Here is a 21218-nt window from a genome sequence, read left to right as displayed (position 1 = left end):
CTCATGCTTTCAGGCGACCACGCGGCCGTCGCGCACGACGACTTCATCGTCGAGCTTCACGGTGCAGCCGCGCAGCGGAATGTCGATATGACACGTCGTGGTGCGGCTGCCGCCGCCTTCGTTGTTCGGTCCGAGCGAAAACAGGAAGTTGCCCTCGAACGCGCGCGCGTCCATGCCAATGGTCGCCTCGCGGTCGTAGAGGCCGAGCGTCGACCAGCGCGCGCGCGGCTGCAAACCCCAGCCGATGTGCGAGATTGCGTAGCCTTCCGGGTCGTTGAAGGTTTCCATGTAGTCGCGCAGCAAGGCCGCATCGACGCCGCCTTCGATCTTCGTCGCATAGCCGCCTTCCACCGTCAGCACGATGGGTTCGCTTACGTAGCGCTTTTGCGGTAGCAGGATGTCGCCGCGATCGATCACGATCGTGCCGTGCGCAGTGCGGTCGTTCGGGAACGTGAGCGCGAAGCCGCTCGGCCAGTGGTCCCAGCGGCCTGGCTCATCGACGAAGCCGTATTCGGCAATCGGCCCGAACTCGCCCATCGGACACACGAGCGCCGTGCCCGCCGGCGACGACACGCGCATCTCGCGCGCGGCGCCGATCTTCTTCGTCGCGGCGAGTACGCGCTCGCGGTCCGCGACGGTCGGCACGAGGCGCGCGAGCACTTCGGGCGGCTCGACTGCGAGCAGGATTTTTGTGCCCGACTTCAGGATGTCGTGTTGTTCGGGTGAGAACAGCAGCGTCATCAGGTCCAGCACGAGATCGCTTTCCTTGAGCGCCGCGATGGCCGCGCGGTTGCCCGTGAGCGGCGTCGCGCCGAGATACGCGAGTGAATCGCGGCTGAAGGCTTTGTCGCCGTTTACGGGCGGCAAATCGAGCCGGTTGACGATCGCGCCCATCGACTGCGTGGCGATCAGCGCGCACGCGAGCGTCTGCGGATGCGTGGCGGCGCTCGTCAGGATCGTGACCGTCTGGCCTGCTTCGAGACGCGAGAGCGTGAGCACTTCCTTCCACGCTTCGATCAGTTGATAGTCGCTGATGGACATCGTGTGTTCTCCAATGGATGCGTCAGATCGTGGCCGCTGCGGCCGCTTTTTGCGTCAACGGAGCGCCGAGGAAGGTGCCGAACGCCTCGTAGAAACCCGCTGCGTTGTCCCACGGAATCATGTGGCCGGCATCGGGCACGCGCACATGCTGCATCGCGGGCGTTGCGCGCTGCAGTTCGGCGACGTCTTCGTCGCGCACCACGTCACCGCGTTCGGCCGTGATGAGCAGCGACGGCACCTTCAGTTGAGCGGCGTCGGCGTGGAAGTCGTCGGTATGAAAGCCTTCGTACGATGCAATCACGGCGCGCTCGTCGCACGTGTGCAGCCACTCGGCGCGCAGGCGCAGTTCTTCGTCGGTCCACGTCGGGCAGAACGCGCGCATGCCTTCAGCGTCCGTGCCTTTGCGCGCGAGCGCCATCGAATCGACGTACCACGGCAGTTTGCCCGGATACGCGCGGCGTCCCGGGCCGGAAACGGGCGGATCGACCAGTACCACAGATTCGAGCCCACGCGGCGCACCCAGTGCGGCGCGTGCGGCGATACGCGCACCCATCGAATGTCCGACGAGCGCGAAGCGTTCGAGACCGAGTGCTGCCGCCAGCGCGACGACATCGTCGGCTTGCGCGTCGAGGCTGTAGTCGAGCGCCGCCGATGCTTCCGAGAGGCCGCGCCCGCGCACATCGATCACATACGTGTCGAAGCTCGCGCCGAACACTTCACCGACGAAGCCCCACGTAACGGCAGGACTCGTGATGCCCGGAATCACGATGACGGCAGCGCGCGCGCCACGCTCGCCGCTTGTGCCGCCGTAGCGAAGATAGTGCTGGCGGATGCCGTTGGCGGCGACGTTCGCGCCGTAAAGAAAAGTGCTGGACATATGACGCTCCGATGAATGGCGTTGACGGGGACTCAATATGCGCCCGAAAGCAGCGCGCCCGCTCCGGGGACGATCGGCTCGAGATCCAGTTCGCGCAGCATCGCGTAAGTCGTGGCGATGGCGGCCGTGATCACGGGCTTGCCCGTCATTGCCTCGACCTTCGCGACGGCGGGCAGCGACGGCATCTGCACGCATGCCGACAGCACGATGGCATCGGCGTCCGCGTAGTTCAGCGTCTTGACGATCTCGGGCAGGCGCGCGGGATCATGACGGCCGACTTCGAGGTTGTCGGGAATTTCGAGCGCGCGATAGTCGAGCACTTCGTAACCTTCGTTGCGGATGTAATCGACCACCAGTTCCGTCAGCGGCTTCATGTACGGCGCGACCACGACGATGCGCTTTGCGCCGATCACCTTGAGCGCGTCGACCAGCGCGCCCGCGCTGGTCAACACGGGTGCTGCCGCTCCGTTCTCCGCCGTGTGCTTCGTCAGGCGCGCCTGCGAGACGCGGTGATAGCCGCGCCCCATCGCCATGATCGCGACGAGACACGCATAACCCAGCACGTCGACGCGCGCATCGGAAAGCTCGATCGCGCAGCGGTCCGATTCAGCGTCCATCGCGGCAAGCTCTTCCTTCACGACCTTCTTCATGCGCATGCGGCTCGAATGAAACGTGAAGCGCTCCGGGCGGATCGCTTCGCGCAGACGCAGCATCGCCGGAATTTCCGTTTCCATCGTGGTGTTCGAGCTCGGCACGATCTGGCCGATCCGATAAGTCTTGCTCATGACGCTCACTCCATTTCCAGTTGGGCGGCGACGAGGCCAGCCGTTGCGGGCGTCGTCGGAGATTTGAGCAAAGTCTAGCGTGTACATTTTAAATGCACAACGGGGATAAATAATTTCATTCACCGCAAGACGTCATATATAGGCGAGTATGTGCGGAACAACGTAGGTAGTTAACCGGAAAACATTGTGCTTGCCGATTTATTTTCTAATGTGTACGCTACATTCCAATCCGATGACATTCGACTCAACCCGGCCCGTCGGCGCGAAGCACTAGCACTTCAAAGCGCGGCGCGGGCGCACCACCTGGAGAACCCATGAGCAAACCCCGTATCGCCATCATCGGCGCCGGCCTCGGCGGCGTGGCCGCCGCCGCCCTCTTGCAGCGCGCCGGTCACGACGTGCGTCTCTACGAGCAGGCGCCCGCGTTCTCACGCCTTGGCGCGGGCATTCACCTCGGCCCGAACGTGATGAAGATCATGCGGCGCATCGGTTGCGAAGACGCGCTCAACGTCATGGGTTCGCATCCCGACTACTGGTACAGCCGCGACTGGAAGACGGCCGAGGCAATCGCGCAGATTCCGCTGGGCGACTACGCGTTGAAGACGTACGGGGCGAGCTATCTCACCGTGCATCGCGGGGACTTTCATGCGCTGATGACGGAAGCCGTTACGCCGGGCACGATCACGTTCGGCAAGTGCCTGCAATCGGTCGAAGATACGGGCAGCGACGTGCGCCTCACGTTCGCGGACGGTAGCGTCGAAGTGGCGGACCTCGTGATCGGCGCAGACGGCGTGAACTCGAAAATCCGCGAGCATCTGCTCGGCGCTGAGCCGCCGCGCTATACGGGCTATGTCGCGCATCGCGCGGTGTTTCCGGCGTCGCTGCTTGGCAACCGCGCGTATGACATGTGCGTGAAGTGGTGGTCGGAAGACCGTCACATGATGGTCTATTACGTCACTGAGAAGCGCGACGAGTACTACTACGTGACAGGCGTGCCGCAAGCCGAATGGCCTGCGGGCGTGTCGATGATGGACAGCAGCCGCGACGAAATGCGCGAGGCGTTCGAAGGTTTCCATCCCGACGTGCAGAACCTGATCGACGTGTCGCCGTCTATCACCAAGTGGCCGCTGCTCGAACGCGATCCGCTGCCGCTGTGGAGCCGTGGCCGTCTCGTGCTGCTCGGCGACGCCTGTCACCCGATGAAGCCACACATGGCGCAAGGCGCTGCGATGGCGATCGAAGACGCGGCGATGCTGGCGCGCTGCCTCGACGAAACGGGCGCGACCGACTACGCGAACGCGTTTGCGCTGTATGAGGCCAATCGCGCGGCGCGGGCGTCGAAGGTGCAGCTGGTGTCGCACAACAACACGTGGCTGCGCACGAACGAAGACCCGGCATGGGTGTTCGCGTACGACGTCTTCAACGTGCCGCTCGTGTCGCCGCAAGCGGCCGACGCGAAAGAAGCCGCCACCGCGTAAAGCCGCAGCGGGCGGAATTTCGGCGGGTTATAAGGTGCGGTGCGGCGTGTCGCTCGCGTGTTATCACGCAGCGCGCGCCGCCCGGGCTGCGGACGGCTGCAAGGCGAACTGCAACAGCGGCGTCGCGCAGCCCAGGCACATCCTTAACGAGTCAGTCCATGTTGCAATCCGCTACCCATGCGCAGCCGCTCACGCTGAAGGTGAACGGCGAGACGCGCACCATCGAAGGCGCGACGCCCGACACGCCGCTCCTCTACATTCTGCGCAACGACTGCGAGCTGAACGGTCCGAAGTACGGCTGCGGCCTTGGCCAGTGCGGCGCGTGTACGGTGCTCGTCGATGGTCAGCCCGCGCGTTCGTGTGTCGTGCCCGTCGCGGCGGCGCACGCGCGCGAAGTGACGACGCTCGAAGGACTCGGCACGCCCGACGCGCTGCACCCTGTGCAACGCGCGTTCATCGACGAACAGGCGGCGCAATGCGGATACTGTCTGAACGGCATGATCATGAGCACGGCGGCGCTGCTTGCACGCAACCCGTCGCCGGACGACGACGCGATTCGCGACGCGCTGCGCTTCAATCTGTGCCGTTGCGGCACGCACCTCGAGATCGTGCGGGCCGTGAAGCGCGCGGCACTGTATCTGCGGCAGCAACATGGGCAATGAGGCCGCGATGAGCGAGGACGATCCGCGGGCGTTGCGGCTGAACGAAAATCGCGTGTTCCTGACGGAAGGCGAGGATGATGCCGTTGCCCGACGTCGCGCGCAGTACGCATGGCCCGCCGACGGCATCGATGCGGATGCGCAACTCGCTGTCGAAGCGAGCGTCGCGGCGGACGGCACGATGGCGAAGTGGCACTATCGTGCGCGCGTCGGCGATGCGGCGAGCGAGGCGCGTGGGTCCGGCGCGCAAGCATCGCTGCCGCCGTTGCTGTATCGCCATGCACACGCGAGCGTCGCCGTCGACGATCCATCGCGGGCGATTCCCGCGCAAGCTCATGCGTTCGCGCGCGAGTCGTTCATCGACGAAGTGGCGCACGACGCGCGGCGCGATCCCGTCGCGCTGCGGCTCGATCATCTCGATGCCACGCGCGACGCCGGCGCGCGAGAAATCATTCGCATGGTGAGCGAGCGCGCGGCGTGGGGCGCCGCGCCGCATGCGGCTCAAGAACCTGCTTCGCCGTGGCTGCGCGGTCGCGGCTTTGCGTTCGACGGCCAGGCGCGCGAAGCAACTACGCGCGTCGAGGCACTGCCTGACTATTCGCCGAACAACGCGCATACGCGCGCTGAGCCGCAGCCGATGAGCTGGTCGGCGTGGGTGGTCGATCTCGACGTCAATCGCACAACGGGCGATATCGCCGTGCGCCGCGTCGTGGCGGGCCAGGGCGCGGGAACGCCGGATGCCGACGCGCTGCAAGGGCTGCCCGCGTGGCAGATCGAAGAGGCGATTGCGCGCGCAACCGGTGTGCGCCGGATCGCGCGCGCGTCGCATGATGAAACGGGTTTTGCGTCGGGCGCGGGCACACCTGTCTCGCACGATCTGATCGAAGCGCACAGCGAGCGGGTATCGAACGTCACCACGCGCTCCGCATCGGACGACCGACGCATCGAGCAGGCGGCTGCGCCCGTCGCCGCAGCGATCGCCAATGCGCTCTACGATGCGACGGGCGTGCGCTTTCGCGCGCCGCCGTTCGACCCCGAACAGATTCGCCGCGCGTTCGCCGCAGCAGGTCCCGCCGTCGCGCTCGAAGCGCCCGCGGCGGCGCGCCGGCCGTCGCGCTGGCGCCGCTGGCTGGCGGGCGGCAGTATCGGCGGCGTGGCGGGCGGCTTGATCGGGCTCGCGTGCTCGATCCTGCCTGGGCCGTCGCCGATTGCGCCGTTGCCCGTAGGCGCAGGTGCCGACGCATCGATGTGGAGCGCGGCGATGCTCGAACGCGGGCGTCAGGTTGCGATTGCAGGCGACTGCGCCGTGTGTCACACGGCGCCCGGCGGGCACGTCAATGCGGGCGGCCTCGCGCTGGAGACGCCGTTCGGCACCGTCTGGTCGACCAACATCACGCCCGACCGCGAGACGGGCATCGGCGCGTGGTCATATGAAGCGTTCGCGCGCGCGATGCGCCAGGGCATTGCACGCGACGGCCGGCATCTGTATCCGGCGTTCCCGTACACGGCGTTTGCTCGCATGAGCGAATCCGACATGATGGCGCTATACGCGTACCTGAAGTCGCAGCCTGCCGTGAAGCAGACCGCGCCCGAAACGAAGCTACCGTTCCCGATGAACCAGCGGCGGCTCGTCGCGGGCTGGAACTGGCTGTTTCATGATGCTCGCGAATACCAGCCCGACGCGCAGCAGTCGGCGCTGTGGAATCGCGGCAAGTATCTGGTGGATGGCGCGGGGCATTGCGGCGCGTGCCATACGCCGCGCAATGCGCTGGGCGCGGAGAAGGGCGGCTTTGCGTATCTCGGCGGTGGCAGCGCCGAAGGCTGGGACGCGCCGGCGCTCGTCGCCGCGCGAGCGGCGCCCGTGCCGTGGACGGAAGACGCGCTGTTCGCCTATCTGCGCACAGGATTCTCCGCCGAGCACGGCGTCGCCGCGGGACCGATGGCGCCCGTCGTGGCGGGACTTGCGAGTCTGCCCGAGTCGGACGTGCGCGCGATAGCGCATTACATCGCGTCGCTTTCTCCGCCCGTCGATGCCGCCGTCGCCGCGCACGCGGCCGCGCAGCGCGCCGCAGGGACGAACGCGGATGCGCTGACAGCGGCCGGTTTCCAGAACGGACGGCGCATGTTCGAGGCGGCTTGCGCGGTATGTCATGCCGAATCGGGCGGCGTGGGCCATCTGGGCGTGCGTCCGTTGATGGGGCTGAACACCAGCGTGAGCCAGGCGAGTCCGGCGAACCTTTTGCGCGTGATGATGTACGGCATCGATCAGCCCGCCACGGAAGGGCTTGGCTACATGCCGGGTTTCAAGGACAGCTTCGACGATCAGCAACTCGCCGAACTGGCAGGCTACATTCGCGCGCGCTATGCGCCCGGCCAGCCTGCATGGCACGATCTCGCGGTGACGGCCGCTCGCGTGCGCGAGGCGGTGCATTGATGTCGAGGTGGACTCCGCCGGGTTCGTGTCGGACTGGCGGGATCTGTCCGGCACGGCGTATGCGCAGATAGCGTCGATCCGCTGGTTGGCACCTTAAGCGAGCGCATCCCGCGCACCCGCGCCGCACAGCGCTGAACAGACGAATTTGCCGAAGTCCGGTCATTTATGTCGCGCCGGGTAGGTCGTGGCGCACGCTCAATACGGGATCGGTCAGCCAGTCGGCGAGCCAGTCTTTCCATTCTGTCCACCGGCGCGAGTCGAGTTCGAACTCTCCCGCCAATGCGCCCGTTCCTTCCGCGCTGACAAACGCGTAGACCAGCCTCTCGCCGTTCCAGTAGGCAATCGCTGTGTCCGTCAACTCCGCTACGGAATCTGGCGCTGCGTCGCGAAGCAGCGCCGTCAACTGCCGTGCGAAGTCTTCACGTTGCGTGCTGAATGTCTCCTTTTAAGTTGTTGCGGCACATCGATTGCGGACTGTCTGTAACACCAGGGCAAAGGAGCGAGTCATGGCAACGCAATCAGTTGGGCAATGGGCGTTCGATGTACAGGCCGATGAGGTTTCCCAAGGCGCCTTCTTTCCAGCAAGCGACACGCCGTCAGAAGGCGAAGGCGCTTCCGATGCAGGCGTATCTCCGGCGCAATGAGCGCCCTGCAGACCTCGCTAACCGAAACGATGCGCCGGCTGCCGCTAACGGCGGCGCCGGTGGTGGCGGACCCGCATGACCGATACGACGAGCCAAACCGTGGCAAATGTACTGCTGGTCGACGACGACGAGGAGAACCTCTGGTCGCTGCAACTGGCGCTTGAAAGCGACGGTCACCACGTGAGCGTCGCTGGAGATGCCAACTGCGCACTGGATATCCTGCGTCGGGAATCGTTCCAGCTGATGATCACGGACTATGAGATGCCCGGCATCGACGGCGCCGAGTTGTGCCGTCTGGTGCACGAGCAGCCCGCTCATTCCGGGTTGCCGATCGTGCTGTTGTCGGCTGCTGCCGAACCGCAAAGTTTTCCGCAATCCTGGACGCGGTTTTTGCGCAAACCGGCGCGCATTCAGGATCTGACGGCCACGCTCGACGTCCACGCCGCGATGCACCAGCCCGCCATCGGGTCGCTGCACCCGAAAGCATCCGTGCGCGCAGTCCTGAGATGCCAGAGCCTGCCCGCATCGCGCTGGATTCCCGTCGATGCTGGCTGCTGGCCATAAGCCGGGCTCCGACGACCGCCGCTGTCGGCGCTCGTACAGAGATCGTTTATCGGAAGCGTAAAATCGGCCGTTGGAACCCGTCACCGGATAGTCCCAGATGAGCGACATTCACAAGACGCACCATACGGCGCGCGAGACAGCGGAGCAATTCCGCATCCTCGTACAGGGTGTGAGCGACTACGCGATCTACATGCTGTCGCCCGCCGGCATCGTGACGAGCTGGAACGTCGGTGCCGAGCGGATCAAAGGGTACAGCCACGCCGAGATTCTTGGCCGGCACTTCTCGTGTTTCTATACGGATGAGGACAGAGCGGCCGGCGCGCCAGCCATGATTCTCGCGACGGCGGCGCGGGAAGGCCGCGCGGAACGCGAGGGATGGCGCGTGCGCAAAGACGGCAGCCGCTTCTGGGCGCACGTGGTGGTCGATGCGATTCGCGACGAACGCGGCGAGCTGGTCGGTTTTGCCAAGGTCACGCGCGACATTACCGAACGCAAGCAGTCGGCGGCTGCGCTAGAAAAGGCAAATATCGCGCTGTTCCAGGCGCAGAAGATGGAGGCGATTGGCCGGCTCACGGGCGGTGTCGCGCACGACTTCAACAATCTGCTCGCGGTGTTGTCCAATGGCCTGCAGGTGCTGGCCACCCAGTCGCGCACGCACCTGGACATGAAGATGATCGACGGCATGCGCCGGGCCATCGATCGCGGCGCTTCGCTCACGCAGCAACTGCTGTCTTTCGCGCGCCAGCAGCCGTTGCGGCCGGAAGTCCATGATCTGAACATGCTGATCCGCGATTTTGAGCCGATGCTCGTGAAAGTCCGTGCCGATAACATTACAAAATGCGAGCTCGGCCTGGCGGGAGAGTCTGCGTTCGCGCTCGTCGATGCCGCGCGGTTCGAAGCGACCCTGCTCAATCTCGTCGTCAACGCCGTGGACGCGATGCCCGACGGCGGGACAGTGACGATCGCGACGACCACCGTCGAATCGGACCGAGCGGTCACGGCCGTGTTGCCGGCGGGCCGCTACGTACGGATTTCCGTATCCGATACGGGAACGGGCATGCCTCAGAAAGTGCTGGAACAGGCTTTCGAACCGTTCTTTACGACGAAGCCGGCTGGCAAGGGCACGGGACTCGGGCTGAGCCAGGTCTACGGGTTTATCACCCAGTCGGGCGGCGATGTCGTGATATCGAGCGTCGAAGGAGAAGGCACGACCATCGATCTCTATCTGCCGATGGCACAGCCCGTGGAGTCGGCGAATACCTTTGTCCCTTCGAAAGTCGAAACGGTTTTACTGGTCGAAGATGAACCGGACGTGCTGGGGCTTGCGACGGAACTGTTCCGCAGCATCGGATATGAAGTCGTAGTGGCGAGCAGCGCTTCCGAGGCCGTGGAGATTCTGAAGGAGCGCGACGATATCGACGTGGTCTTCACGGATATCACGATGCCGCACGGCATGAGCGGCATGGACCTGGCGCACCATGTCCGCGCCGGATATCCGGCCGTCAAGGTGGTGCTGACATCGGGCTACCCGCTCGCGACCTTGCGCGACGAGTACGGTGCTTTCAACGAGTTTCCGTTTGTCTACAAGCCGTACCGGCTCGCCGATCTCGCGAAGGCGCTGCGGGCATGACGCGGCATAAGCGCGCGAAATAACGGGTGGCGTGGAACTCTGCCCTTGTCGCTATCACTCGGTTCGCCCGAGAACGGATCGCCTGAGCGTCAGATCGCCGCCTTGCCAATCGATGCGCCACCATCGACATACAGCGTCTGCCCGGTGATGAACCCTGCCGGCTCGGAAAGGAAGAACTCGACGCTCGCCGCGAGTTCGTCCGGCTTGCCTAAGCGCTTCATCGGCACGAGCGACAGGAAGCGCTTCTCGGCTTCGCTGCCGACGGGCGTGTTTTCACGGAACATCTCAGTTTCGGTCGGGCCAGGTGCCACGGAATTGACGGTGATGCCGGTGTCGGCAAGCTCGAGCGCCCATGTGCGCGTGAAGCTGATCATCGCGCTCTTGGCGGCTGCATACGTGCTTCGCTGCGCGACGCCCAGCACGACCAGGCTCGACAGATTGACGATGCGTCCCCAGCCTTTCTCCTTCATGTTCGGCAGCAACGCCTGCGCGGTTTGCACGGCGGGCGCGAGATTCGTGCTGAACGTGCGGTCCAGATCGTCGAGTTCGATCTCGCCGAGCCGTGCGAGCTTGACGAAGCCCATGTTGTTGACGACACCGTCGAACGCGTAGCGCGAGGTCAGTTCGCGCAAGCCTTTGTCGGTAGCGTCGCGATCGGCGAGATCGATGCTCACCAGTGTGCCGGGGAAGGTCGGGTCATCAGTGCGACGTGCGATGCCGACAACCTGATGGCCTGCGCGGGCGAGCCGCTCGGACAGCGCGCGGCCAATGCCTTTGCTCGCGCCAGTGATAAGAAAAGTACGTTGCGTCATGATGCTTCTTCAAAAGACAAAGTGGATTTGCACGGCCAGTTGGCGTTCTCGCATGAACGCATCTCACCGCGCGACGAAAAACTCATTTGCTGCGCTTGTTGTTTTCGGCCTCCCGCAGGCGCGGCAAACCTAGCGTAGCCAGCGATACTTCCACGGCCGAGCGCAGCAGTTCGACATCGGGACCGATGCGCGCGAGCACGCGCATGCCTAGCAGCAGCGTGAGGAGATGAGCGGATGCGTCATCGGCGCTAATGCTTTTGGGAACGTCGCGGCGCTTCTGCGCGGCAACGATGCTTCGATGAAAGAACCCCTTTATCTCAGCCAGCTCGCTCGCGATGGCTTCCTGCAAACCGTCCGCATGCTGGTCTTTCTCCAGCACGGAGTTGACCAGCATGCAGCCTCGCTGGCCGATATCCGATCCGCTGCGCTGAATGATCTCGGCAAAATAGGCGGTCACGGCGAGAGCGGGCGTGAATTCATGTTCCAGCCTTGCTAGCCGGCTTCTCAACGTGTGATCGAGGTAATGTTCGAGCGCGCGGCGAAACAACGCGCGTTTGTCGCCGAACGCGTTGTAGAGGCTGGGCTGTGTCAGGCCGGTGTATTTCACCAGGTCGCGCGTGGACGTGCCTTCGTAGCCGTGCTCCCAGAACGCGTCGCGCGCCGCTTCGAGCGCGCGCTCTTCATCGAACTCTCTTGGCCTTGCCATAGTTGTGCTCCTGCATGCACGAACGCCGTAATGTTCGTGGATTTGCTGCATTATATATCGAGTGATACAAAACGCAAGCGAGGATGCGCATGCGACAAAACACTTGCGTGCACATGTTCGAAATTACGGCTATTCTTGTCGTGCTTGTCAAGATTGACTCCGATGTCAATATTCCACGGAACGGCGGCCAGCTAGGTCATTCCGGCCTGTTGCAGGCACCGCCTACGCAACCGTACAGAGCAGAGGCACAACTGAAATGAACCCACGAAAACCCGACGAAAATGCAATTCCGTACCAACTCGCGCAGCCGCAGGACATGACTGCGGACCTTGTCCATCTCGGCGTGCTCGACACCTATCTGCAGGACGACAACCTGTGGGTACCCACCACTTCCACGGTTTCTTTCAAGCCGCTTCTGCTGAACGCAAGTCAGGGCTATTACGTGAACCTGCTGCGCGTGCGGCAGTCAGGAGTGCTGTCGCGTCATCGTCACACCGGGCCTGTTCACGCGCTCGTGCTCAAAGGGCGCTGGTACTACCTCGAGCATGAATGGATCGCCGAACAGGGCAGCTACGCGCATGAGCCGGCGGGCGAAACGCATACGCTGTACGTGCCCGAAGATGTCACGGAAATGATCACCTGGTTCCATGTGACGGGTGGTTATACGTATGTCGATCCAGAAGGTGTCGCGGTCGGCTATGAAGATGTGTTCACGAAGATCGACGCGGCGCGCAAGCACTATGAATCGATTGGCCTCGGCGCGGACTATGTGAAGCGCTTGATCCGCTAATGAATGAATGCGCAGAAAGGACAGATTGAAATGAAACGATTGACTGTCGATGTGGCGGGCACCCAAGCCAGCTACCTTGCCGCGGGTGAAAGCGGTCCCGTGATACTCATGCTTCACGGTACATATTGGAGCCGCGTCTGGCAGCCCGTGATGGACGATCTGGCGCGCGCCGGCTTTCGGGCGATTGCGGTTGATTTTCCCGGCCTCGGCCGTTCGGGCGGTGAACTGACGGTTGAACAGGCATCGATTCCCGCTCTCGCCGATTGGGTCGTCGAGTTCCTGCGGGCGCTTCGTATCGACGAACCGATTCTGCTTGCGGGACACGATATTGGTGGTGGCGTTGCGCAGCACATCCTTGTGGACGAGAAAATTCGCGTCGAGAAGCTCGCGCTCGTCAATGCGGTGATGTTCGACTCATGGCCCGTGCCGGGCGTAGCGCGGTTTAGGGATCCTGCCGTAGCAGCGGCGACGACGCATGAAGATATCCTTGCCGCGCGCCGCAAATCGGTGATGACCGCGCTTGGCCGTCCGGCAGGGGAGGACGAAATCAGCGAATACCTCGATCCCTGGCAAGACGCACGGGTGGCGCGCTCGTGGCTTGCGCTGGCGGGCGCCGCGTATAGCCACTATACGACCGCGCTAGTGCCCCAGTTGCGCGTTTCGAAGACACCGAAGGTGCTGATATGGGGCGAAGACGATACGTTCCAGTCGGTTGAAAATGCGGAGTACTTTGTCTCGCAGATTCCGTACTCCAGGCTGGTGAGAATTCCAAAGGCCGGACATATTCCGATGGAAAACGATGCTTCGGCGGTGGCGCAGGCAATGATTGAGTTCTTTGCTTGACAGTTGTAATGCAGGTGCAAGTGTTGGATACGCTTGCACTTGTTGAACAGGCCGCGATAACTTGTCCGATCACATAACGCCAAAGGAGCATGCCCTAAGGATCGCTCCGTAATCCTTTGAATGGCGGCGGGCATGGCTCGTCGCGGATTTGCAATTTGTGGAGATATGACCATTTAACATTTTCGAAGTTATTTCAAGAATTTTCTAAAGGAAATACTCTGAGTTCTCAAGTTTGAAGTGCAACACCCCGACTCGTATAAGGTGTTGCCATGGAAAAACGATACCAGCAACTCCAGTCTGAAGAGCGGCTGACGATTGCCAGCCAGAATCTGCAGGGTTCAAGCATACGGGCCATGGCCCATATGCTTGGGCGCTCACCTGCAACGGTGAGTCGCGAACTGGCTCGCAACTGCGGGCCTGACCGCTATGCTTCGGTGCCGGCCCAGGCGCTAAGCGTGGCGCGACGTATCGCTGGCCGGCGTCCCGCCAAGCTTGACCCGCAAGGTGTTACGTGGCGCATCGTCCTCACGCTGGTGGACTGGAAATGGTCGCCTTAGCAGATATCAGGTACGTTCAAACGTATGGTGCGATGTGAGTCGTAAGGGATTGTTTCATCTGGCGCTGTCGGCCAGAGAGGAAACCGGCTGTTCCGTCAGCCGTAACCGTGCTCGGGAAAGGGGACCTTGCGCGGCTTCATTGCATCTTCACTCGTTGCGAGTGCAAAGGCCCGCAGGCGCGCTCTGAGTTGCTTTGATGTCTCTACCGGCGGCAGCGCCGCTCCTTTACGTCGAGTCAATGGTTAATCCCGCATCAGTTCTCGCAACTCGCCCTGCCACGATTGTGGCGCCGTGGCGAGGCACTCCCCACTTGTGGTCGTCACGTTCGATCGCCAGCACTGGTTCCTGCAGGGTCAGGTAGTCGTCATCTGTCATCTCAACTCCTTAAGGGAACGCGGGGCTTGGCTGATAGGCTTTCGGCCTGGCCGGCCTGCAATCCTGGAAGTTATCACAGCGGAAACGCAATGCCGATACGAATCGGTTGTGGGCATGGAGACGCTTAGGCTGTCAGAGCTCACTGTCCTATCGCGAGTGTGCCTCAGACGGTTCAACCGACGGAAATATCTAGTGTTGAAAGCGCTGCGTGCACATCGGCGGTCGTAATGGTTGAGACTCCGGATTCGATATGGCGTGCCGCGGCCTCGTCGATGAGCCGCTGCAATGCGGCGTCCGTGTCGGCGATCGAGCAGCCCTCAAGCGCCGTGATTACGCATTCCACGGTGTGCCGCGAAATTGCAAAGGTGTCTCCCGCCTTGAACTTCAGCCGGGAGCGGATATAAGTCGCGAGCGACTCACGTGACGGCACATCAAAGCGGACCTTCTGCTCGAGGCGGCCGCCACGCAGCACCGCTGGATCCAGTGCTTCCGGATGATTGGTAGCCGCAATCACCAGTACGTCAGGCACGCGGCCATCGGTGCCGTCGATCGAGGCAAGAATGCGGTTCGTCACGGATACAACAGAGGACATCCGCCTATTCCGGAAGACGTCATCCGCCTCGTCGACGAATACGATGCACGGCCGCAGGTCCTTCGCCTGCCAATATAGCTGGCTCCACGCGGAATGGCTGGCGAGAAGCTCGGCGCCGGTTGTCTTGAGAACCGCCCATCCGCTGGACTTTGCGATGGCCATTGCGGCCTGCGTCTTGCCGGTGCCCGGTGGGCCATAGAACAGTACGCCGCGGGGAAGCGCGCCGCCCAGCTGTTCCATGCGGTGAACATGGCGCAGGCGCAGCGCAAGCCGTTTAAGTTCATCACGCGAGTCCTCGGGCATGATGATTTCCTCTACCGTTTTGGTCTTCTCCGGGAGGTGACCCCTCGATCCCTGGATGCGACGCATCGCCTGCGTGGCAATATCGAACGAAACGGCTCCATTTCCGAAAAGACCTTCGCGCCGCATGTCGGCAAGTTGAGGGCCGATGGCCATCAGACGAGCCGCACTGAACCCTTCCCAGCGGGCGGCGAGGCTTTCGAGCACGGGTGCACTGAGGGCGTTGGGTCCCAGCGCCTGGAAGACGGTACGGGAAAGCAGCGCTTCACGTGCTGGCGCATCTGGCGGTGGCACCTCGATCTTGAAGTCGAAGCGACCCTCGCGCACCGCGGCCCCGTCGAGCCAGTCGAGATCGTTGGTGGCGGCGACCAGGATAATTCGGGTGCCGCGCAGGCGGACGATCTCGGTGAGCATCGTGTTCGTCAGATCGCGATTCATGTGGTGGGAGTCGTGCCTCGCCTTGATGAATCCGTCCACCTCATCAATCAGGAAAACAGCCTGACCTAGCTGAGTGGCCTGCGCAAAAGCCGCCTTCACGCGTTCAGGTGTTTCATTGATCCACTTCGAGGCGATGTCCTGATAGGCAATCGAGAAGAAAGGGATCTGGAACTCTCCGGCGAGTGCTTCGGCAAGCATGGTTTTTCCATTGCCGGGCTCGCCGGACAGCAGGATGCCGTTTCTCGCCTGAGCGTGGTTGGTGAGGATGTCGCGCGCCGCGTTGAGTAGCCGGTTCTTTGTGTCGGCCATGCCGGTGATGGCGTCAAAGGCGAACCGGGCGCGCAATACGCGGTCGTCCAGGGCGTACGCTCGCTGAGGCGCTGGTTGACCTGATGAATCCTGTGCCCCTGAGCGTGGGACGGGCTGTTGTACGGAGCGCTGGGTGGGTTGGCCGGTCCTGCAGTACCCGCGCCCGGCACACAATGCCAGCCACAGTACGATTCCGACGCCGAACAGACCAGCGCTCAGCGCGGAATACTGACCAATCGCAAGCATAAGCATGGCGAAGGTCCCGGTGACCATCAGCCAGCGGGCGGCGCGGACAAAGCGGTGAAGCGCGAATGCCAAGCCCGTGCAGGCCAGCATCGCGAGCAACCGGTGCCCGTCATGGAGGTGAAGAACGGATCCAACGCCGGCACCCATGAGGACGCCAGTGAGGATCGGAGGGAACAAACGGGCCGTGAATACGATGGCATCCTTCATGGACTCTCCGTACAAGCAGGTGGGTTACAGGGGCGAGACTGAATTTGGGCGTGGAAGAACCCGGGACGCCTAGCGATACATGGGCATGATCTCGTCCTCGATCATGCTGAACAGGTCGTCGCGGATGAACTGCGCGAACTGCGCGCGTTCGAAGAAAACCGCGGTGAGGAGAAGGACCGTGAATCCGATTGAGCAGCCCTTGATCATGTCGATGACCACGAGGGCAAACCCGTGTGCCAGCGCCGGATGGGCATCCTGAAGTCCACCTAGGCCAAGCAGGATTCCAAGACACGAAGTACAGGACATGAAAACCGGCGCGAAGAACATCAGTGTCGCAAGGGTGTTGCAGAATGCCCTGACCGGACGGGGGAGGCACGCATGGTCCGGATGGATGAAGGAAAACAGTGACGTTTGTTGCTGATGGTTTTGCATACGGAGCTCCGTTTAGATAATGAACTGGATGTGTCGGTCCCGTCGCGACGGCTCGTCGTGCGGCAACAGATCCAGGTTCCCGTGGACCAGAGGAGAAAGCAAGTTGATGCGGACTAGCGAAGCACGATGAGTGGGCGACCTCGTCTGGGCAACCACTGACGCGGTTCCGGATGCTGACGGCGCGTACATTTGCGCATCGGCCTGGTTGTGCGACGCCGGTTCTGCCGCAGCATGCGTCGCGAGTGCGAGATAGGGCGCCTGAGGTCGGCACTCAGTCGCCGGTACCAGGCTTCAATCACTTCGGGCGGGATGCTTGCGTCGATATACCCGGTGACGCGCGAGTCGGTCACGACCTTGATGACCTCGCGGCCGTTGGGTGCAATAAAACCTGTTGTTCGCATTTGTTACCTCTTTGCAGGTAGTTGACATATCACTTGCGCGTGCGGCGTCGTAACCACCGTGCGAGGAGGATGAATGGCGCGAAGTAGTCGGCGAGGCACTGTCGGCATTCATCGACGAAGACCTGCCAGAGATTCTTTTGCGGATTGCCCACGGGGATCCTTGAATAAGTTGGTTTACCGGAGTAATTCGGCTTTGAGAACGGAAACAGGCCGCTCATGAATCAGTTATGGAGATAACGGCAAACCTTCCCGGTTAAGGGCATACATGGCGGCATGTTGCGACGCTGTTCCTTCGGCCTGGCCTAAAGGTTCTGATGCATCCCGGATGAAATGATCGGCGCCTGAGCTCACGAACGTCTATTCACGACGACCGGTCCCGATGCCTCAGTCTTTGCCGGGCGTGCAGTCGAAGCCCGGTATCACGGCATCCGTTGTATGCGGCATGATCAGCGAGGCGACCTCTGCAGGATGGTCCGCTGCGGGTGGTCCATGCACTGGCGCATGATGCTCACGGGGTCTAGGAGCATCGTCCGTCGGCTCGGAACCAGCGAAAGGACGTGAAGATGTGTTCGGCGATACGGTGAACGTACAAGCCGACGCGACCGCGCATTCCGCTGCGAGGAATTCCTTCGGACCTTTGTTGAACATTGAGTTACCCATGTGGTTATGGTTGTTCGTCAGTCGGACAGAATCACGGGGATGCCATCCGAAAACCGGCCTCCGCGTGTGATGCTGTGCGAGGACAAGTCCAGAATCGCATGGAGTTCCGCAGATGCAAGTCGGGCCGCCAGACACCAATACTTCTCATGAGCGCGCTGCCGCCGGGGAGCGCTCATCTTCGGCCTATGCGTAACTGAATGAGGATCAGCGAGTGCCGGTTGATCAGATAAGAGGCGGGCGGGAAGGTTGCTGCTGTGAGGGGGCTGTCACACTGTAGTAGTCCAATGACTCTGGACGCCTCTAAAGACGATAATTCTCAAACTGAGGTGAGAGATGGGCAGACGAAACATAACCGACGAATTCAAGACTGTGGTTGCCAAAGGCTCCCAGAAGAAGCGGTTCAGCGAACCTGGCGGCACGGCCGGATCGGCTATAAGTCTCTCGAGGATTTCGAAAGCCAGTTCGGTGCATGGCAGCGTATTGATGTGTTCCCGTAGAGCGTCCAACAGAACTGGAAGGCCTCCTGTTGCAATGAGCCCGTCCAGTTGCGACTTTCGTCAACCAGCGTCTGAAGATGCAGGCGTTTTGCTTCCCAGTGTTCCGCATAGGTCGTCGGCTTCCAGAGCACTACGCGTTGACGCATGCCCTGAAATTCTAGCCCGACGGTCCGGTATCCCATGCCACGGCAGTCGAGCGATGCGCTTATGGCCTTAAGACCGAGCAGTCGCTGGCGATCGGACGGGCCGCGCAACAGATTAATGACGGCTGGTAACCGGCCTTTTGGCGTGGACGCAGTGGCTGCAGCTTCCGCCCCGATCTGGAACAGACTGATCAAGGTGCCCGTGGAGTTATTGCTGTAGCCTGAGTTTTCGTTGGCGGCCATCGTAAGCGTCAGTTCGATATCATCGTTCGGCTTGCGGGCGGAAACGTAAGGCGTACCGGGTGTAAAGACGTCGATGCAGCGGACCGGCCATTGCTAGCAGGGCTAGCGGTCAGCAGATACGCCTGCTGACCGCGCGGGTAAATCTATAGAAGCAACGTCACCATCTACGCGTCCGAGCGACGACCGGTACTAAGGATAGCTCTAGTGTTTCCTTTGGATAAACGCAAGGCATCGCGCCAAAAGGCCAACATTCTTGAAGCGCGTCGCCTCGACCATCTGCTTTGTCTCCGCGAGAATTTCAATGTAGCGTTCTTCCAGGTCCGGATCGGCCAGCAGCGCTGAAAATCCCGCGGCAACCTGTTGCGGAGCGAGGCGTTGGGTGTCAACGGGACAAAGCAGAAAGTGCAACGGGCTGATGTAATGGGTGCCCCCTTTTACGTGGAGACGCCCATGGCTACCGAACAGCTTCGTAGCCAGAGGGGCCAGCTCCTCCGCCAGGCGCTGATCAAGCGAGCAATCCTTGCCATCTTTGAACAATTGCGTGGCCATCGACGGATTGTTAACAAGATCATTCGGATAGGTGAAAACAACAATCACTGGCTTACATTCCGCCGTGTGAAAAGGAGCGCCAATCGCCATGACTTGTGTTCCGGACCTGGTAATGCGGTGCCACTCCGGATAGGCATAATTTTGGTGATGCAGGCGATACGACGCGGAGCGGCGAATGGCATCGGCCTTGTCGCTCAGTTGCTGAAGGAGCTCCTCGCGCGATTGCGCGTTGAGCAGTTCGGTAGCAGCGGCGACCAGCGCGATGCCATCAATGACGTGAGAGGGCAACTGTCCGAACTGGAACCCCTCCACTTTACGGGCAACCTTGTCCACGAGCACTGACATTGGGTACGGCGAAAGCATAAAACCTCCACGGAAAAAGAAAAATCAAGTGGTGTGACGTGAATGCGCTAGTCGCAACGAACCGCGCATCGGGGGCAGGGGCGACACAGATACACCTAATTTCTTTTGATGGGAGAATGCAAACCGTTGCTGGACGCGGGCGGTCCCTGTGCTGCAGTGCTTGGGTTGAATTGATGGCCGGCCGCAATTACTTGCCGTACCGAGCAGGTTGCGGCTATGCGCATCGGGCCTATAGGGGCAAACCCGTGCAAGCATCAAAACATGCGGATTTCTTTGGGAGTGGAGCCAGACTTTGATGCCCGGTCGTTGTGTCAACCTAGGGCGATCAAATTACAAACCAGTCTTGCCAGTCGAGGGAGACTGGTGCGCTGCGTTCAAGAAGCTGAGGTGCATCGTGGACAGCATGCCGAGCAAACGGCTGGCATGCATTGTATAACCGGTCTTCCCGGCTCGCAATGTCTTTTTTGGATGTCGCAGGAACACCACTACGTCGTAAGCGGAATGCGTGCGACGTTATTGTCGTTGCGTTGCAATGAGTGCTCTTTTGCTTTGAGAGCGGCTGTTTCTGTAGCAAAGAATCGTCCGAAATTGTAAGGGCATGACGTTTCGAACAACTATTAAACATAAGTTCTGGTGCCAAGGCACAGAACCCACCTGATCCGGTAGTGCACATTTGCCCAACTCGTAAGCGCCATGAGCGTCATTGTGTTGTGCTCCTTGAGCGGCTTCTAATATTTGTTTGCCAATCGCATGGCGAGCGCGTCCGTTCGTGCCTGATTCTTGGGCGACAAGTTAGAAGCTAATGTGCTGAACGCGAACACAGTCGTGGCTTTCCCGGACATCAACCGGCTGCACGCGGTGCAGGTGATCGGAGGCTCAAATCCTCTCGCCCCGACCAGATTGAAACCCGCACGGCGTAAGGCTGCGCGGGTTTTTCATTGGTGCCTGAATCTTGTGCAGTTCGGAGGGGATATTAAAAATTTCTAATATTCGCGCCGATTTGTCGTCGGGAAGGTGCAGCACCACAGTCGAAACCGGCACCTCCCGCGACTTGATATAACCTTCGGTTGTCGACCGGTCTGTATGGGTGCCCGCCACCTGAAGTGCTTCAAGATCGTAGCCCGAGCGCTTCGCGTCTGACATCGCCTTCGCGCGAATATCCTTGATCTTGTAGGGTTTGTCACCCAGACCGGCGCGCTGCATTGCGCCTTCCCATGCATCGCGACAAGCCTGGTCGCTCTTCGGTTTGCCGCGCCGGTCGCGATCACATACTTCTAGCCAAACGCAGGTTCGAGCCGCCGGGCCCGGTTCAATACAGTGTCGATGCCCGGCGTGATTGGCCAGTCGACCGCTTCGCCACTCGATTCTGCAGTCTTTGTCGGCACGAAGTGGATGACACCGTCGCGCGATCGATCTGCTCCCACGTTAGCAGGGCGGATTTCTGTCGACCGCTGACACGTCAGATAGAGCAATTCGATAAAGCACTGCATCATCGGACCGGTATTCATCTTGCCGACGATGGTTTTCTGCCCGGGCGTATCTTTGTGCAAAGCGAACTCATACTTCATGAGCCATTCCCGGATCGCCATGAAATGCTCATCGCTGATGTACACGTTGCGCTTCTTGGGCTTTTTGACTTTGAC

Annotated in this window: 22 protein-coding genes; 9 read left to right on the top strand and 13 right to left on the bottom strand. The window is 61.5% G+C overall.

Annotated features, from left to right (window positions below; genetic code table 11):
* Window positions 1-9: 9 nt before the first annotated feature.
* Genes H1204_RS36065 through H1204_RS36055 form a run of 3 tightly spaced genes read right to left on the bottom strand, consistent with a single transcriptional unit; the run spans window position 10 to window position 2703 of the window.
* Window positions 10-1041, bottom strand: a complete 1032-nt coding sequence (locus tag H1204_RS36065; RefSeq protein WP_180733495.1) for a 2,5-dihydroxypyridine 5,6-dioxygenase — start codon at window positions 1039-1041, stop codon at window positions 10-12.
* A 22-nt stretch (window positions 1042-1063) separates the two neighbouring features.
* Window positions 1064-1918 carry an alpha/beta hydrolase gene (locus tag H1204_RS36060; protein ID WP_180733494.1) on the bottom strand — a complete coding sequence of 285 codons (855 nt, stop codon included), beginning with the start codon at window positions 1916-1918 and terminating at the stop codon, window positions 1064-1066.
* Between the two features lie 32 nt (window positions 1919-1950).
* A complete protein-coding gene (locus H1204_RS36055) occupies window positions 1951-2703 on the bottom strand; it encodes an Asp/Glu racemase (RefSeq protein ID WP_180726447.1) in 753 nt (250 codons plus the stop codon).
* 314 nt (window positions 2704-3017) lie between these two features.
* Between H1204_RS36055 and H1204_RS36050 the strand changes: the two genes are divergently transcribed.
* The 3 genes from H1204_RS36050 (at window position 3018) to H1204_RS36040 (ending at window position 7274) form a co-directional block, all read left to right on the top strand.
* Window positions 3018-4181, top strand: a complete 1164-nt coding sequence (locus H1204_RS36050) for an FAD-dependent monooxygenase (RefSeq protein ID WP_180733493.1) — start codon at window positions 3018-3020, stop codon at window positions 4179-4181.
* 158 nt (window positions 4182-4339) lie between these two features.
* Entirely contained in the window at window positions 4340-4843 is a 504-nt protein-coding gene (locus H1204_RS36045) for a (2Fe-2S)-binding protein (RefSeq protein WP_180733492.1), read from the top strand.
* A gap of 7 nt (window positions 4844-4850) precedes the next feature.
* Window positions 4851-7274, top strand: a complete 2424-nt coding sequence (locus tag H1204_RS36040; RefSeq protein ID WP_180733491.1) for a cytochrome c — start codon at window positions 4851-4853, stop codon at window positions 7272-7274.
* A 163-nt stretch (window positions 7275-7437) separates the two neighbouring features.
* On the opposite strand, the gene H1204_RS36035 is transcribed toward H1204_RS36040, so the two are convergent.
* A complete protein-coding gene (locus tag H1204_RS36035; protein WP_180733490.1) occupies window positions 7438-7677 on the bottom strand; it encodes a hypothetical protein in 240 nt (79 codons plus the stop codon).
* A gap of 103 nt (window positions 7678-7780) precedes the next feature.
* Between H1204_RS36035 and H1204_RS36030 the strand changes: the two genes are divergently transcribed.
* The 3 genes from H1204_RS36030 to H1204_RS36020 all read left to right on the top strand — a co-directional run bounded on the left by H1204_RS36030 (window position 7781) and on the right by H1204_RS36020 (window position 10112).
* The gene (locus tag H1204_RS36030; protein WP_180733489.1) at window positions 7781-7918 is read left to right on the top strand and encodes a hypothetical protein; all 138 of its coding nucleotides are present in this window, start codon (window positions 7781-7783) and stop codon (window positions 7916-7918) included.
* 99 nt (window positions 7919-8017) lie between these two features.
* The gene (locus H1204_RS36025) at window positions 8018-8482 is read left to right on the top strand and encodes a response regulator (RefSeq protein WP_243468829.1); all 465 of its coding nucleotides are present in this window, start codon (window positions 8018-8020) and stop codon (window positions 8480-8482) included.
* Window positions 8483-8579: 97 nt separating this feature from the next.
* On the top strand, window positions 8580-10112 hold the full coding sequence (locus H1204_RS36020; RefSeq protein WP_180733487.1) for a PAS domain-containing sensor histidine kinase: 1533 nt from the start codon (window positions 8580-8582) through the stop codon (window positions 10110-10112).
* 89 nt (window positions 10113-10201) lie between these two features.
* Here the strand turns inward: H1204_RS36020 and H1204_RS36015 are convergent, their stop codons facing one another.
* Both H1204_RS36015 and H1204_RS36010 read right to left on the bottom strand, forming a co-directional pair.
* Window positions 10202-10924 carry an SDR family oxidoreductase gene (locus H1204_RS36015; RefSeq protein WP_180733486.1) on the bottom strand — a complete coding sequence of 241 codons (723 nt, stop codon included), beginning with the start codon at window positions 10922-10924 and terminating at the stop codon, window positions 10202-10204.
* Window positions 10925-11006: 82 nt separating this feature from the next.
* Complete coding sequence (locus tag H1204_RS36010; RefSeq protein ID WP_180733485.1) at window positions 11007-11630, bottom strand: TetR/AcrR family transcriptional regulator; 624 nt, start codon at window positions 11628-11630, stop codon at window positions 11007-11009.
* Window positions 11631-11886: 256 nt separating this feature from the next.
* Here H1204_RS36010 and H1204_RS36005 point away from each other — a divergent pair, with 256 nt between their 5' ends.
* The 3 genes from H1204_RS36005 (at window position 11887) to H1204_RS35995 (ending at window position 13820) form a co-directional block, all read left to right on the top strand.
* Window positions 11887-12420 (top strand): 2,4'-dihydroxyacetophenone dioxygenase family protein, encoded by a 534-nt coding sequence (locus tag H1204_RS36005; RefSeq protein WP_180733484.1) that lies wholly within the window; start codon window positions 11887-11889, stop codon window positions 12418-12420.
* A gap of 30 nt (window positions 12421-12450) precedes the next feature.
* Window positions 12451-13263, top strand: a complete 813-nt coding sequence (locus H1204_RS36000; protein ID WP_180733483.1) for an alpha/beta hydrolase — start codon at window positions 12451-12453, stop codon at window positions 13261-13263.
* 269 nt (window positions 13264-13532) lie between these two features.
* Window positions 13533-13820 (top strand): helix-turn-helix domain-containing protein, encoded by a 288-nt coding sequence (locus tag H1204_RS35995; RefSeq protein ID WP_180733482.1) that lies wholly within the window; start codon window positions 13533-13535, stop codon window positions 13818-13820.
* A 225-nt stretch (window positions 13821-14045) separates the two neighbouring features.
* Here H1204_RS35995 and H1204_RS35990 read toward each other — a convergent pair whose 3' ends face one another.
* From H1204_RS35990 to H1204_RS51855, 7 genes are all read right to left on the bottom strand, one after another.
* On the bottom strand, window positions 14046-14195 hold the full coding sequence (locus H1204_RS35990) for a hypothetical protein (RefSeq protein ID WP_180733481.1): 150 nt from the start codon (window positions 14193-14195) through the stop codon (window positions 14046-14048).
* A gap of 172 nt (window positions 14196-14367) precedes the next feature.
* Window positions 14368-16287, bottom strand: a complete 1920-nt coding sequence (locus tag H1204_RS35985; RefSeq protein WP_180733480.1) for an AAA family ATPase — start codon at window positions 16285-16287, stop codon at window positions 14368-14370.
* Between the two features lie 69 nt (window positions 16288-16356).
* The gene (locus H1204_RS35980) at window positions 16357-16719 is read right to left on the bottom strand and encodes a hypothetical protein (RefSeq protein ID WP_180733479.1); all 363 of its coding nucleotides are present in this window, start codon (window positions 16717-16719) and stop codon (window positions 16357-16359) included.
* A gap of 1491 nt (window positions 16720-18210) precedes the next feature.
* Window positions 18211-18663: a hypothetical protein gene (locus H1204_RS35975; RefSeq protein ID WP_180733478.1), complete on the bottom strand. Its 453-nt coding sequence runs from the start codon at window positions 18661-18663 to the stop codon at window positions 18211-18213.
* Window positions 18664-18864: 201 nt separating this feature from the next.
* A complete protein-coding gene (locus H1204_RS35970; RefSeq protein ID WP_180733477.1) occupies window positions 18865-19575 on the bottom strand; it encodes a hypothetical protein in 711 nt (236 codons plus the stop codon).
* Window positions 19576-20451: 876 nt separating this feature from the next.
* Window positions 20452-20778, bottom strand: coding sequence for a hypothetical protein (locus H1204_RS51860; protein WP_243468828.1), 327 nt, complete (start codon window positions 20776-20778; stop codon window positions 20452-20454).
* Between the two features lie 71 nt (window positions 20779-20849).
* A complete protein-coding gene (locus tag H1204_RS51855; protein ID WP_243468827.1) occupies window positions 20850-21188 on the bottom strand; it encodes a hypothetical protein in 339 nt (112 codons plus the stop codon).
* Between the last annotated feature and the right edge of the window lie 30 nt (window positions 21189-21218).

The sequence above is a fragment of the Paraburkholderia sp. PGU19 genome (genome assembly GCF_013426915.1).
Lineage (GTDB): Bacteria > Pseudomonadota > Gammaproteobacteria > Burkholderiales > Burkholderiaceae > Paraburkholderia.
This window is presented reverse-complemented; position numbering and strand designations above follow the sequence as displayed.